The sequence below is a fragment of the Streptomyces tanashiensis genome, from assembly GCF_014648895.1.
GTDB classification, from domain to species: Bacteria; Actinomycetota; Actinomycetes; order Streptomycetales; family Streptomycetaceae; genus Streptomyces; species Streptomyces tanashiensis.
Window position 1 is genome coordinate 884412 of the sequence record NZ_BMRZ01000001.1, and the last position, 13545, is coordinate 897956.

Below are 13545 nucleotides of genomic sequence, written 5' to 3' on the forward strand. Positions count from 1 at the left end.
CGCCCAGTCTCTCAGGTGTCAGCTCCCGGGCCGCTTTCCCCAGATGTAGACCCGGTCACCCTTACGGAGGACGTCCCAGAGTTTCCGTGCGTCGCGGTGGCTGAGATTGACGCAGCCACGGCTTCCGCCGGGCGTGGCGAGCTGCCCGTAGACGGCGTGGAACGCCTGGCCGCCGCTGAAGAACTGGGCGTACGGCATGGGCGTGCTGTAGATCGACGACCAGTGGTCCTTGTGGCGCCAGTAGACGGTGTGCCAGCCGGTCCGCGTGGCATACCCCGGCCGTCCGCTCCGCATGTTGACGACGGGATAGGTCACCTTCTTCCCCTTCTTCACCCACATGAGCTGGCGGTCGAGGTCGACGCAGGCGACGGCGTACTTCCTCTCGGGACAGCGGCGGCCCGGGTCGAGCTTCTTCCGGGCGGCGAGCAGCTCGGCGCGGGCCCAGGTGACGGGTCCGGCGTAGCCGACGGCCGGCTTGATCCCCTCCCGCACCTGGAAGGCGCGGACGGCCCGGCAGTCGGCGACCGACTGCCTCCCGTCGACCGGCAGCCCGAGCAGCCGCTCGACCCGCCGCTGATGGGGGCCCGTGCGCGCGGTGCAGGCGGCCGCGACGGCGCTGCGGGGCAGGTACTCGACGAGCTCGTCGACCTCCTTCTCCGGCTCGGGCACGGCGACGCCCTCCTCGTCCTCCTGCAACGGCGGAAGCACCTGGTCGGGCGTGTCCATCGGATACTCGGCCCGCCCGCCCCCGACGACCCCGGGCACGAGCGGATCCTCGGCGGGCACGGGATCGGGCGGTGCGGCGAGGGCCACGGGCGCCGGATCGGGCGGGGCGGCGAGGGCCACGGGCCCGGGCGCGAGCGCGAGCGAGGCGGCGAGGGCGAACAACAACGGCGCGGTACGGCTTCTCCGACTGATCACCCCACCCACCCAATCCGCCCCCCGCGCCACCAGCGCGCCGGAACCCACGGCTGGGCCAACGGGTTCGCCCGAGTGGGGGGCGGGGCGGGGCGGACCGCCCCGGCCCTCCTCCGCCACCCGACCCGTACGAGCCGCCCCGCGGACCTACGCGGCGCGTGGGGGCGGGACGGACCGGTCCCGGCCCTGCTTCCGCCGCCCGACCCGTACGAGCCGCCCCGCGGACCTACGCGCCGCCCGCCGTCACGTCACGCCACGCCCCCCGCAGGGAGTCCGCCACCTCCGTCGCCGTCACCGGCGCACCGCCCTCCGACGCCCGGCGCGCGGCGAGCCCGTGGAGGTAGGCCGCGCACGAGGCCGCGTCGAGGGCCGGGAGGCCGGCCGCGAGGAGGGAGCCCGCGAGGCCGGAGAGGACGTCGCCGCTGCCGGCCGTGGCCAGCCACGAGGTCCCGGTCGGGTTGACCCGCACCGGACCGGTCCCGTCGGCCCCGCACACCACCGTCGTCGAGCCCTTCAGGAGGACCGTCGCGCCGAAGCGGCCCGCCAGTTCACGGACCGCCGCGAGCCGCCCCGCCTCGACCTCCTCCCGCGCGACGCCGAGCAGCGCCGCCGCCTCGCCGGCGTGCGGGGTGAGGACGGTCGGTGCGCCGCGCCCCCGGACGGCCGCAGGGTCGAGGCCCCGCAGCCCGTCGGCGTCGACGAGGACCGGGACGTCGGAGGAGAGGACCTCCGCGACCGCTACCCCGGCCCCGGGCCCTTCGCCGAGGCCGGGCCCCACGACCCAGGCCTGGACCCGCCCGGCCTTCTCCGGCCGCCCCGAGTGGACCAGGGTCTCGGGGTGCGCGGCGAGCACCGCGTCCCCGGCGGGCCCGACGTACCGCACGGCCCCCGCGCCGCCGCGCAGCGCGCCCGCCACGGCGAGGACGGCGGCGCCCGGGTAGCGGGAGGACCCGGCGACGATGCCGACGACCCCGCGCCGGTACTTGTCGCTCTCGGCGCCCGGCACGGGCAGCAGCCAGGCGAGGTCCTCGTGCTGGAGGGCCTCCAGATCGGGCACGCCGGGCAGGAGGTCGCCGAGGCCGATGTCGACGAGGCGCAGGGCACCCGCGTACTCCCGCGCGGGGTCGACGAGCAGCCCCGGCTTGTACGCGCCGAAGGTGATCGTCGCGTCGGCGGGCAGCGCCTCCCCGTGGACCTCCCCGGTGTCGGCGTCGACGCCGCTCGGCAGGTCCACGGCCACGACGACGGCGTCGGAGCCGCGCGCGGCCCGGGCGACGGGCACCGCGTCGGGCCGGAGCCCGCCGCGCCCGCCGATGCCGGTGATGCCGTCGAGGACGAGGTCGGCGCCGGCGAGGGGGTCGAACGGGTCGTCGGCGACCCGGCCTCCGGCGGCCCGGAGCGCCGCGAGCCCGCCCTCGTGGGCGCGGTCGCCGAGCAGCACCGCCGTGACGCCGGCGCCCCGCCGGGCGAGCCGGGCCCCGGCGTACAGGGCGTCGCCGCCGTTGTCGCCGCTGCCGACGAGCAGGACGACCCTGGCCCCGTACACCCGCCCCTTCCCGAGCAGGGAGCAGCAGGCGGCGGCGAGGCCGGCGGCGGCCCGCTGCATGAGAGCGCCGTCGGGAAGGCGGGCCATGAGGGCGGCTTCGGCGGCCCGGACGGTCTCGACGCGATAAGCGGTACGCATGCCAGCAGTCTGCCCCGCGCCCGGGCCCCGCGCCCGTGTGAGCGGCGCCCCCGCCCTTGTGGGCAATCGTTCCGCAGGGCGGAACGGGTGGGCACAACGGCGGGGCGCCGCCCACGGCAGACGGGCACCCCGCGCGGGCGCGGCGCCCGGCGCTCTAGCCCTCCGCGATCACCACCGCCGACGCCACCCCCGCGTCATGGCTCAGCGACACGTGCCAGTGCTTCACGCCCAGTTCCGCCGCCCGCGCCGCCACCGTCCCCTGGACCCGCAGCCGGGGCTGTCCGGTGTCCTCGACGTACACCTCGGCGTCCGTCCAGTGCAGTCCGCCCGGCGCGCCGAGCGCCTTCGCGAGCGCCTCCTTCGCGGCGAAGCGGACCGCGAGCGAGGCGGGCCCGCGCCGTTCGCCGCTCGGGAGCGTCACCTCGCGCTCGACGAAGAGGCGCTGCAGCAGCCCCGGTGTGCGCTCGATGGACGCGGCGAAGCGGTCGATCTCCGCCACGTCGATCCCCACCCCAATGATCATTTCCCACTCACTCCACGGTCACGGATTTGGCCAGGTTGCGCGGCTGGTCGACCTCGTTGCCCCGCGCGGTGGCGAGCTCGCAGGCGAAGACCTGGAGCGGCACCGTGGCGACCAGCGGCTGGAGCAGCGTAGGCGTGGCGGGGATGCGGACGAGGTGGTCGGCGTAGGGGACGACGGCCTCGTCGCCCTCCTCCGCGATGACGATGGTCCGGGCTCCGCGGGCCCGGATCTCCTGGATGTTGGAGACGATCTTGTCGTGAAGGACGGAGCGCCCGCGCGGCGAGGGGACGACCACGACGACCGGCAGGTCCTGCTCGATGAGCGCGATCGGCCCGTGCTTGAGCTCGCCGGCCGCGAAGCCCTCGGCGTGCATGTACGCGAGTTCCTTGAGCTTGAGCGCGCCCTCCAGGGCCACGGGGTAGCCGACGTGCCGGCCGAGGAACAGGACGGTGTCCTTGTCGGCGAGGGACCTGGCGAGGGCCCGTACCGGCTCCATGGTCTCCAGGACCCGCTCGACCTCGTCGCCGATCCGGGCGAGCTCGCGGACGACGGCGTGGATCTCGTCGCCCCACTTGGTGCCGCGCACCTGGCCGAGGTAGAGGGCGAGGAGGTAGCAGGCGACGAGCTGCGTGAGGAAGGCCTTGGTGGAGGCGACGGCGACCTCGGGCCCGGCGTGGGTGTAGAGGACGGCGTCCGACTCCCTCGGGATCGTCGAGCCGTTCGTGTTGCACACGGCGAGCACCTTCGCGCCCTGTTCCCGGGCGTGCCGGAGCGCCATGAGGGTGTCCATGGTCTCGCCGGACTGGGAGATCGCGATGACCAGGGTGCGCCGGCCGAGGATCGGGTCGCGGTAGCGGAACTCGCTGGCGAGCTCGACCTCGCAGGGGATCCGGGTCCAGTGCTCGATGGCGTACTTGGCGATGAGCCCGGCGTGGAAGGCGGTGCCGCACGCGATGATGACGACCTTGTCGGCCTCGCGGAGCACGGTGTCGGGGATGCGCACCTCGTCGAGGGTGAGCCGGCCGGCCCCGTCGATCCGCCCGAGGAGGGTGTCGGCGACGGCCTTGGGCTGCTCGGCGATCTCCTTGAGCATGAAGTAGTCGTAGCCGCCCTTCTCGGCGGCGGAGGCGTCCCAGTCGACGTGGTAGGCCCGGACGTCGGCGGGCACCCCGTCGAAGTCGGTGACGGTGACGCCGTCCCTGGTCAGCTCGACGACCTGGTCCTGGCCGAGTTCGATCGCGGAGCGGGTGTGGGCGATGAAGGCGGACACGTCGGAGGCGAGGAAGTTCTCGCCCTCGCCCACGCCGACGACGAGCGGTGAGTTCCGGCGGGCGCCGACGACGACGTCCGGCTGGTCGGCGTGCACGGCGACCAGGGTGAACGCCCCGTCGAGCCGGCGGCAGACGAGCCGCATGGCCTCCGCGAGGTCGCCGGCGGAGGAGAACTCCTCGGCGAGGAGGTGGGCCACGACCTCGGTGTCGGTGTCGGAGAGCAGCACGTGGCCGCGGTCGGCGAGCTCCTCCCGCAGGGCGGCGAAGTTCTCGATGATGCCGTTGTGGACGACGGCGACGCGCCCGGCGTTGTCCAGGTGCGGGTGCGCGTTGGCGTCGGTCGGGCCGCCGTGGGTGGCCCAGCGGGTGTGCCCGATGCCGACGGAGCCGCCGGCCAGCGGCCGGTCGACGAGCTCCTTCTCCAGATTGACGAGCTTGCCCGCCTTCTTGGCCGCGGCGAGCCCCCCGTCGGCGAGCACCGCGACACCGGCCGAGTCGTAGCCCCGGTATTCGAGCCGCTTGAGGCCCGCGACCACCACATCAAGCGCCGACTGCCCGCCGACGTATCCCACGATTCCGCACATGACGGCAGAGTACGGCGGAACCCGCCCCACCGGCCGGACCCGGACCGGAGTCGGCGCGGAACGCGTCAACCGCCGGGCCGCGTGACCGACCCCACGGCCCACGGAGTCCGTCGACCCCCGACAATGGCGGGGTGATCACTTCGCCGCCACGAAGCCCCGACGGAGACCCCGGCAACGCCGCCGGCCCCGGAGGGAGCCCCGGACACGGGAGTCCGAGGAACGCGTCCGGGAGCTCCCGGAACGGAACCGGACACCGCCGGCCGTCCGAGGCGACCCCGTACGTCGACCTCACCCGGGCCGAGTGGAGCGCCCTGCGCGACAAGACGCCGCTCCCGCTGACCGCCGACGAGGTCGAGCGGCTCCGCGGCCTCGGGGACGTCATCGACCTCGACGAGGTCCGGGACATCTACCTCCCGCTCTCCCGGCTGCTCAACCTGTACGTGCAGGCCACCAGCGGCCTGCGGGGCGCGCTGAACACCTTCCTCGGCGAGAGCGCGGAGCAGCGCGGCACCCCCTTCGTCATAGGGGTCGCCGGTTCGGTGGCCGTCGGCAAGTCGACGGTCTCCCGGCTCCTGCAGGCGCTGCTCGCCCGCTGGCCGGAGCACCCGCGCGTGGAGCTGGTGACCACGGACGCCTTCCTCTACCCGATGGAGGAGCTGAAGGCGCGCGGCCTGATGTCCCGCAAGGGTTTCCCCGAGTCGTACGACCGCCGGGCCCTGACCCGCTTCGTCGCGGACGTGAAGGCGGGCAAGGAGGAGGTCACGGCCCCGGTCTACTCGCACCTGATCTACGACCGCGTGCCCGGCGAGCGGCTCGTCGTCCGCCGCCCGGACATCCTCATCGTGGAGGGGCTGAACGTCCTCCAGCCGGCCCTGCCCGGGAAGGACGGCCGCACCCGGGTGGGTCTCGCCGACTACTTCGACTTCTCGGTGTACGTGGACGCGCGGCCGGAGGACATCGAGCGCTGGTACCTGAACCGCTTCCGGAAGCTGCGCGACACCGCGTTCCAGGACCCGTCCTCGTACTTCCGGCGCTGGACGCAGGTCTCCGAGGAGGAGGCCTTCGACTACGCGCGCACGATGTGGCGGACCATCAACAAGGTGAACCTGCTGGAGAACGTGGCCCCGACCCGCGGCCGGGCGACCCTCGTCGTCCGCAAGGGCCCCGACCACAAGGTGCAGCGCCTGAGCCTCCGGAAGCTCTGAGGCTCCGTACCCTCTCCCCATGCTGCATCTGAGGATGATCGTCCCTCCCGACCGCACATCCGAAGCGGTCCGGCTGATCGAGTCGACGGTGGGCACCACCCATCTGGTGGTGCTGCCCGGCGCGGCCAGGGACCCCTCCGGCGACCTCGTGATGTGCGACGTGGCCCGCGAGGCCGGGGACGAACTCCTCAACGGACTGCGCGGGCTGAGGATCGATCAGGACGGTTCGATCGCCGTCGACTCCATCGACCTCTCCCTGTCGGCGCGGGCCGACGCGGCCGAGGAGGAGGCCCCGGGCGAGCCCGCGGACGCGGTGATCTGGGAGCAGCTGGCGGGGGCGACGCACGAGGAGTCGACGCTCTCCATCACGTACAGCGCGTTCATGATCCTGGCGACGATGATCGCGGCCTGTGGTGTCGTCCTGGACAACGCGATCCTGATCGTGGGCGCGATGGCGGTCGGGCCGGAGTTCGGACCGCTGGCCGGGATCTGTACGGCGGTCGTGCAGCGCGCTCCGAAGCTGGCGGCCCGCTCGCTGCTCGCGCTGGTCGTCGGCTTCGCTGCCGCGATCGCGGCGACGACGGTGTTCAGCCTGGGGATGGACGCGCTCGACCTGTTCAGCAGGTCCCAGCTGGAGGCGGACCGGCCCAACACCAAGTTCATCTGGCAGCCGGACCCGTTCTCGTTCGTCGTGGCGCTGCTCGCGGGCGCGGCCGGCACCCTCTCGCTGACCTCCGCCAAGTCGGGGGCCCTGGTCGGTGTGGCCATCTCGGTGACGACGGTCCCGGCGGGTGCGAACGCGGCGGTGGCGCTCAGCTACGGCGATCTGAGCCAGACGTGGGGATCGATCGAGCAGCTGGGGCTCAACCTCTTCGGCATCATGCTGGCCGGGACGCTCACCCTGTACGGGCAGAAGCTGCTGTGGCGCACCCAGCGCGGCCGGTGGCGGCGGACGCCGAAGGTCTGACGTACGGAGGAGGGCCCCCGACCGAAGATCCGGCGGGGGCCCTCGCCCTTGCATGACGGTGCCTCAGAAAGGCTAGCCCAGCGCGGACTTCACGACATCCGCGAGGCGCTGCGCGACCGCGCGGGCCTGCTCGATGTCGGCGGCCTCGACCATGACGCGGACCAGCGGCTCGGTGCCGGAGGAGCGCAGCAGGACACGGCCGGTGGAGCCCAGCTCGCGCTCGGCGTCGGTGACGGCCGCGGCGAGCTCGCCCGAGGTGTTCACCCGGGACTTGTCGACGTCCTTGACGTTGATGAGGATCTGCGGCAGCCGCTCCATGACGCCGGCGAGGTCCGCGAGCGACTTGCCGGTGGCGGCGACGCGGGCGGCCAGCATCAGGCCGGTGAGGGTGCCGTCGCCGGTGGTGGCGTGGTCGAGCACGATGACGTGACCCGACTGCTCGCCGCCGAGCGCGTAGCCGTTCTCCTTCATGGACTCCAGGACGTAGCGGTCGCCGACCGCGGTCTGGACGAGGTTCAGGCCCTCGCGCTCCATGGCGAGCTTGAAGCCCAGGTTGGACATCACGGTCGCGACGACGGTGTCGCCGCGCAGGGTGCCGGCCTCGCGCATGGCGAGGGAGAGCACGGCGAGGATCTGGTCGCCGTCGACCTCGTTGCCGGAGGCGTCGACCGCGAGGCAGCGGTCGGCGTCGCCGTCGTGGGCGATGCCCAGGTCGGCGCCGTGCTCGACGACGGCGGCGCGGAGCAGCCCGAGGTGGGTGGAGCCGCAGCCGTCGTTGATGTTGAGGCCGTCCGGCTCGGCGCCGATGGTGACGACCTGGGCGCCGGCGCGGGTGAAGGCCTCGGGCGAGACGCGGGCGGCGGCGCCGTGGGCCTCGTCGAGGACGATCTTCAGGCCGTCGAGGCGGTTGGGGAGGACGGAGATGAGGTGGGAGACGTACGTCTCGAAGCCCTCGTCGTAGTCGCGGACGCGGCCGACGCCGGCACCGGTCGGGCGCTCCCAGGGGGCGCCGGTGCGGTGCTCCTCGTACACGGCCTCGATCTTGTCCTCGAGGTCGTCGGCGAGCTTGTGGCCGCCGCGCGCGAAGAACTTGATGCCGTTGTCGGGCATGGCGTTGTGGCTGGCGGAGAGCATGACGCCGAGGTCGGCGCCGAGGACGCCGGTGAGGTGCGCCACGGCCGGGGTGGGCAGGACGCCGACGCGCAGCACGTCGACACCGGCGCTGGCGAGGCCCGCCACGACGGCCGCTTCGAGGAACTCTCCGGAAGCGCGCGGGTCCCGCCCGACCACGGCGGTCGGCCGGTGGCCCTCGAAGGTGCCCGCCTCGGCGAGCACGTGCGCGGCCGCGACCGACAGGCCGAGCGCCAGCTCCGCCGTCAGGTCCGCGTTGGCGACGCCGCGTACGCCGTCCGTGCCGAAGAGTCGTCCCACAGCTGTCCTCCGAAAATACGTGCCCAAGCTGATGAAAGATGAAGGGTGATGAAAGAGGTTATGAAAAAACGTACGCCCCGACGGCACGGGCAGTGCCGCCGGGGCGTACGAAAGCAGACCGAGCAGGCGATTAACGCTTGCTGTACTGCGGAGCCTTACGGGCCTTCTTGAGACCGGCCTTCTTCCGCTCGACCGCACGGTCGTCACGGGAGAGGAAGCCGGCCTTCTTCAGCGCCGGGCGGTTGTTCTCGACGTCCGCCTCGTTCAGCGCACGGGCCACGCCGAGGCGCAGGGCACCGGCCTGACCGGAGACACCGCCACCCGCGATGCGGGCGATGACGTCGTAGCGGTTGTCGAGCTCGAGCACCTTGAAGGGCTCGTTGACTTCCTGCTGGTGCACCTTGTTGGGGAAGTAGTCCTCAAGGGTGCGACCGTTGATCTTCCACTTGCCGGTGCCCGGAACGATCCGGACGCGGGCGATGGCGTTCTTGCGACGGCCCAGGCCGGCGGCCGGCTGCGGGTCGCCGAAGCGGGACGCGAGCGACTCGGAGGTGTACTCACCCTCGACGAGCTCGGTCTCGGTGGTGTACTCCTCAACGCCCTCGAACTCGTCGACGGGGGTCTCGGGGGTGGTCTCGGCCACGATTCTCCTCAGATTTCTTTCGTTCTTAGGGGGTGTGGCCGGAACTACTGCGCGACCTGGGTGATCTCGAACGGGACCGGCTGCTGGGCAGCGTGCGGGTGGTTCTCGCCCGCGTAGACCTTCAGCTTCGAGAGCATCTGACGGCCCAGGGAGTTCTTGGGGATCATGCCCTTGATGGCCTTCTCGACGGCCTTCTCGGGGTTCTTGTCGAGCAGCTCGTCGTAGCGGACGGAGCGCAGACCACCCGGGAAGCCAGAGTGGCGGTAGGCCATCTTCTGGGTCTTCTTGTTGCCGGACAGGTGAACCTTGTCGGCGTTGATGATGATGACGAAGTCGCCCATGTCCATGTGGGGGGCGTAGACGGGCTTGTGCTTGCCTCGCAGGAGGTTCGCAGCCGTCGTCGCCAGACGGCCCAGGACGATGTCCTGCGCGTCAATGATGTGCCACTGGCGAGTGACATCGCCGGGCTTGGGGCTGTACGTACGCACTTCGTAGCCTTCGCTTCTTCAGTGGATGGAGTCCAGACACACCTGAAGCGATCATGCAGCTGGGGCCTGCACTGCCGGGAACGACGCCCGTATGCGAGCCACTGGTAACTGCTCCAGGGAACCTGCGTAAGGGCCTCTCGCGTGAGAACGGCGAAGCCAATACGCATAACAAACCGCAACAGTACCCGCGGCACCCCCGACGGGTCAAAATGCCGCGAGACCACTCCCCCACGCCGCCCACCTGAGCCCGACCGCCGACCGCCGACCGCCGCCCGCCGCCCGCCGCCCGCCGACCGCACAGGTCAGCGCGCCCGCTCCACCCGCCGCTCGTCCCACACCGGCTCGGACGTCTCCCGTACGACGCCGTCCGACCCGAAGACCAGGAACCGGTCGAAGCTCTTCGCGAACCACCGGTCGTGCGTGACGGCCATCACCGTCCCGTCGTACGACTCGAGGCCCTCCTGGAGCGCCTCGGCGGACTCCAGGTCCAGGTTGTCCGTGGGCTCGTCGAGCAGCAGCGCCGTCGTCCCCGCCAGCTCCAGGAGCAGGATCTGGAACCGCGCCTGCTGCCCGCCCGACAGCTTGTCGAACGGCTGGTCGCCCTGCCGCTCCAGCTCGTACCGCCGCAGCACCGACATCGCCCCGCCCCGGTCCTTGGCGTGCTCCGTCCACAGGATGTCGACGAGCGGCCGCCCGGCCAGCTCCGGGTGCGCGTGGGTCTGCGCGAAGTGCCCCGGCACCACCCGGGCGCCGAGCTTCCACGAACCGGTATGGGCGACGGACGGGTCCCCCGCGAGCAGCCGCAGGAAGTGCGACTTGCCGGAGCCGTTCGACCCGAGGACGGCGACCCGCTCCCCGTAGAAGATCTCCAGGGAGAACGGCTTCATCAGACCGGTCAGCTCAAGGTTCTCGCAGGTCACGGCCCGCACCCCGGTCCGCCCGCCGCGCAGCCGCATCCGGATGTCCTGCTCGCGCGGCGGCTCCGGCGGCGGACCCGCCTCCTCGAACTTCCTCAGCCGGGTCTGCGCCGCCGCGTACCGGGAGGCCATCTCGTGGCTGACCGCGGCCGCCTGCCGCAGGTTGATCACCAGCTTCTTCAGCTGCGCGTGCTTCTCGTCCCAGCGGCGCTTCAGCTCCTCGAAGCGGGCGAACCGCTCCCGCCGTGCCTCGTGGAAGGTGTCGAAGCCACCGCCGTGCACCCAGACGTCCGAGCCGGCCGGGCCGGGCTCGACCGCGATGATCTTCTGGGCGCCCCGGGAGAGCAGCTCCCGGTCGTGGGAGATGAAGAGCACGGTCTTACGGGTCTCCCGCAGCCGCTCCTCCAGCCACCGCTTGCCGGGCACGTCGAGGTAGTTGTCCGGCTCGTCGAGGAGCAGCACCTCGTCGGGGCCGCGCAGCAGCGACTCCAGGACCAGCCGCTTCTGCTCGCCGCCGGAGAGCGTCCGGACCTCGCGGAACTGCGCCTTCTCGTACGGGACGCCCAGCGCGGCCATCGTGCAGATGTCCCAGAGGGTCTCCGCCTCGTACCCCTGCACCTCGGCCCAGTCGCTGAGGGCCTGCGCGTACTTCATCTGCGCGGCCTCGTCGTCGACCGTCATGATCAGGTGCTCGGCCTCGTCGACCGCCTTCGCGGCCTCCCGGATCCGGGGCTGGGCGACCGAGACCAGCAGGTCACGGACGGTGGACCCGTCCCGTACGGAGCCGACGAACTGCGGCATCACACCGAGGCCGCCGCTGACCGTGACGGTGCCGCCGTGCGGCTGGAGCTCCCCGGCGATCATCCGGAGCAGTGTGGTCTTGCCGGCGCCGTTGGCCCCGACGAGGGCGACGACGGCGCCCTCTCCGACCCGGAAGGAGGCATCCCCGAGCAGGACCCTCCCGTCGGGAAGGTAGTACTCCAGATGCGCGGCCTCGACATGTCCCATGGGATGCATTGTCACCGCCCGCGTGGGCCCGGCCCAACCGGTTTAGGATGCGCGGCATGAGCTTTGGGGGACCGCAGTGGCCGCAGGAGCCGCAGCAGCAGGGGCAGCAGGGGTACGGACAGCAGCCCGGGTACGGACAGCAGGGACAGGGACAGCAGCACGGCTACGGGTACCCGCCGCCTCAGCAGCCGGCGCAGCCGAACCCCTTCCCGGGCGCGCAGGGCAGCGGTGACACACCCGACTGGGGCGCCCTGGCCGCCGCCTCGGAATCGCGCGGCCGCCGCAAGCGCCTCCTGCTGATCGCCGGTGGCGTGCTGGCCACGGTGGCCGTGGGCGCGGTCGTCGCGACCGCCGTCGTGAGCACGAACAAGAAGAACGAAGAGGCCAAGAACGGCCCGGTCCCCACCGGCACCGTCTCCCCCACCGGCACGCCGAGCCCCGAGCCGACCTTCTCGTCGGTGGCGCCGCCGCCCCCGCCGAACCCGAAGGACTACATCTCGGACCCGAAGAAGGACAAGGCCCCGCTGAGCGCGGAGGGCCTCTTCCCGGGCAAGAAGCTCACCATGAGCGGCCGCCCGTACAAGAAGGGCGCGACCTCCTCGACGACGAACTGCGCGGCCGTCACCCAGGGCGGCCTCGGCGCGGTCCTGAAGCGGAACGGCTGCCAGCGGGTGCTCCGCGCCACCTATGTGAAGGACGGCGTGGCGGTCACCGTCGGCGTCGCCGTCTTCCCCTCCGAGGCGGCGGCCCAGAAGGCGAAGGAGCAGGCCACCGGCGGCATCGCCCCCCTGGTGGGCGCGGGTGTGGGTGATTTCTGCCACGCCACGGTCTGCCTGCGCCGCTCGAACGCGATCGGCCGGTACGCGTACTTCACCCAGGCCGGCTTCGCCAACGGCAAGAAGGTCACCAAGGCCGACAAGCCCGTCTTCCAGGCCAGCGACGACCTCGGCACCTTCGCCTTCAACCAGATCTACGCCCGGGGCCGCGCCCAGGCCTCAGCAGCAGCCGGCGCTCCCGGGGAGTGACCGCTTGTTGCGGGCCTCCCTGCTGCGGGCGGCGAGCAGCTCGTCCGCCGGGTAGCCGACCTCTTCGAGGGTGAGGCCGTGCGGCCGCACGACGTGGACGGCCGAGTCACGGACCCCGGCGGCGAGCACCTTGCCGGGCCAGTCGACCGGCCGGTGGCCGTCGCCGACGAAGAGCAGGGCGCCGACGAGCGAGCGGACCATGTTGTGGCAGAAGGCGTCCGCCTTCACGGTCGCCTCCAGGATGCCGTCCTCGCGCCGCTCCCAGCGCAGCACCTGGAGGGTGCGGATGGTGGTGGCGCCCTCGCGCTTCTTGCAGTACGCGGCGAAGTCGTGCTCGCCGACGAGCGCGGTGGCGGCCTCGTTCATGGCGTCCATGTCGAGGGCCCAGTCGTGCCACAGCACGTGCCCGCGGAGCAGCGGGTCGACACCGCCGGGGTTGTCGGTGACGCGGTAGGCGTAGCGGCGCCAGACGGCCGAGAAGCGGGCGTTGAAGCCGGCGGGGGCCTCGGTGACGGACCACACCCGGACATCGTGAGAGAGCCGCCCTGCGAGCCGCCGCAGCAGCTTGTCCCGGTGCTCCTCCCACACCTCCGCGGGCAGGTCGACATGGGCGACCTGGCCGCGCGCGTGCACACCGGCGTCGGTGCGGCCGGCGACGGTCAGCTCGTACGTCTCCTTGGACCGGGTCACGGTCCGCAGGGCGTCCTCGATCTCTCCCTGTACGGTCCGCTGCCCCTGGGCCTGCTTGGCCCACCCGGAGAAGTCCTTGCCGTCGTACGACAGGTCCAGCCGAACCCGTACGAACCCGTCCTGCACGTCATCACTCACGCGGAGATCCTCTCAGACACACGGGAACGGGCCCGCACCCCAGGGGGTACGGG

General features: G+C 72.4%; 12 protein-coding genes. 3 read left to right on the forward strand and 9 right to left on the reverse strand.

Annotation, left to right across the window (positions count from 1 at the left end):
- Positions 1–18: 18 nt before the first annotated feature.
- The 4 genes from IE237_RS03950 to glmS form a co-directional block, all read right to left on the reverse strand.
- Entirely contained in the window at positions 19–921 is a 903-nt protein-coding gene (locus IE237_RS03950) for a L,D-transpeptidase family protein (RefSeq protein ID WP_308433032.1), read from the reverse strand.
- A gap of 223 nt (positions 922–1144) precedes the next feature.
- A complete protein-coding gene (locus tag IE237_RS03955; protein ID WP_189800365.1) occupies positions 1145–2602 on the reverse strand; it encodes an NAD(P)H-hydrate dehydratase in 1458 nt (485 codons plus the stop codon).
- A gap of 154 nt (positions 2603–2756) precedes the next feature.
- On the reverse strand, positions 2757–3125 hold the full coding sequence (locus tag IE237_RS03960; RefSeq protein ID WP_189800366.1) for a holo-ACP synthase: 369 nt from the start codon (positions 3123–3125) through the stop codon (positions 2757–2759).
- Between the two features lie 7 nt (positions 3126–3132).
- A complete protein-coding gene (gene glmS, locus IE237_RS03965) occupies positions 3133–4980 on the reverse strand; it encodes a glutamine--fructose-6-phosphate transaminase (isomerizing) (protein WP_189800367.1) in 1848 nt (615 codons plus the stop codon).
- Between the two features lie 131 nt (positions 4981–5111).
- Between glmS and coaA the strand changes: the two genes are divergently transcribed.
- Positions 5112–6185 (forward strand): type I pantothenate kinase, encoded by a 1074-nt coding sequence (coaA, locus tag IE237_RS03970; protein WP_229842243.1) that lies wholly within the window; start codon positions 5112–5114, stop codon positions 6183–6185.
- Between the two features lie 19 nt (positions 6186–6204).
- Positions 6205–7152 carry a DUF389 domain-containing protein gene (locus tag IE237_RS03975; protein WP_189800368.1) on the forward strand — a complete coding sequence of 316 codons (948 nt, stop codon included), beginning with the start codon at positions 6205–6207 and terminating at the stop codon, positions 7150–7152.
- 72 nt (positions 7153–7224) lie between these two features.
- Here the strand turns inward: IE237_RS03975 and glmM are convergent, their stop codons facing one another.
- The 4 genes from glmM to IE237_RS03995 form a co-directional block, all read right to left on the reverse strand.
- Positions 7225–8583, reverse strand: coding sequence for a phosphoglucosamine mutase (gene glmM / locus IE237_RS03980; RefSeq protein ID WP_189800369.1), 1359 nt, complete (start codon positions 8581–8583; stop codon positions 7225–7227).
- 130 nt (positions 8584–8713) lie between these two features.
- On the reverse strand, positions 8714–9226 hold the full coding sequence (gene rpsI / locus IE237_RS03985; RefSeq protein ID WP_015035601.1) for a 30S ribosomal protein S9: 513 nt from the start codon (positions 9224–9226) through the stop codon (positions 8714–8716).
- Between the two features lie 44 nt (positions 9227–9270).
- Complete coding sequence (rplM, locus tag IE237_RS03990) at positions 9271–9714, reverse strand: 50S ribosomal protein L13 (protein WP_041130788.1); 444 nt, start codon at positions 9712–9714, stop codon at positions 9271–9273.
- A gap of 302 nt (positions 9715–10016) precedes the next feature.
- A complete protein-coding gene (locus IE237_RS03995) occupies positions 10017–11639 on the reverse strand; it encodes an ABC-F family ATP-binding cassette domain-containing protein (protein WP_370468144.1) in 1623 nt (540 codons plus the stop codon).
- Positions 11640–11695: 56 nt separating this feature from the next.
- Between IE237_RS03995 and IE237_RS04000 the strand changes: the two genes are divergently transcribed.
- Positions 11696–12664: a hypothetical protein gene (locus tag IE237_RS04000; protein ID WP_189800371.1), complete on the forward strand. Its 969-nt coding sequence runs from the start codon at positions 11696–11698 to the stop codon at positions 12662–12664.
- On the opposite strand, the gene truA is transcribed toward IE237_RS04000, so the two are convergent.
- Positions 12635–13492: a tRNA pseudouridine(38-40) synthase TruA gene (truA, locus tag IE237_RS04005; protein ID WP_189800372.1), complete on the reverse strand. Its 858-nt coding sequence runs from the start codon at positions 13490–13492 to the stop codon at positions 12635–12637. The genes IE237_RS04000 and truA overlap by 30 nt on opposite strands.
- Positions 13493–13545 lie beyond the last annotated feature (53 nt).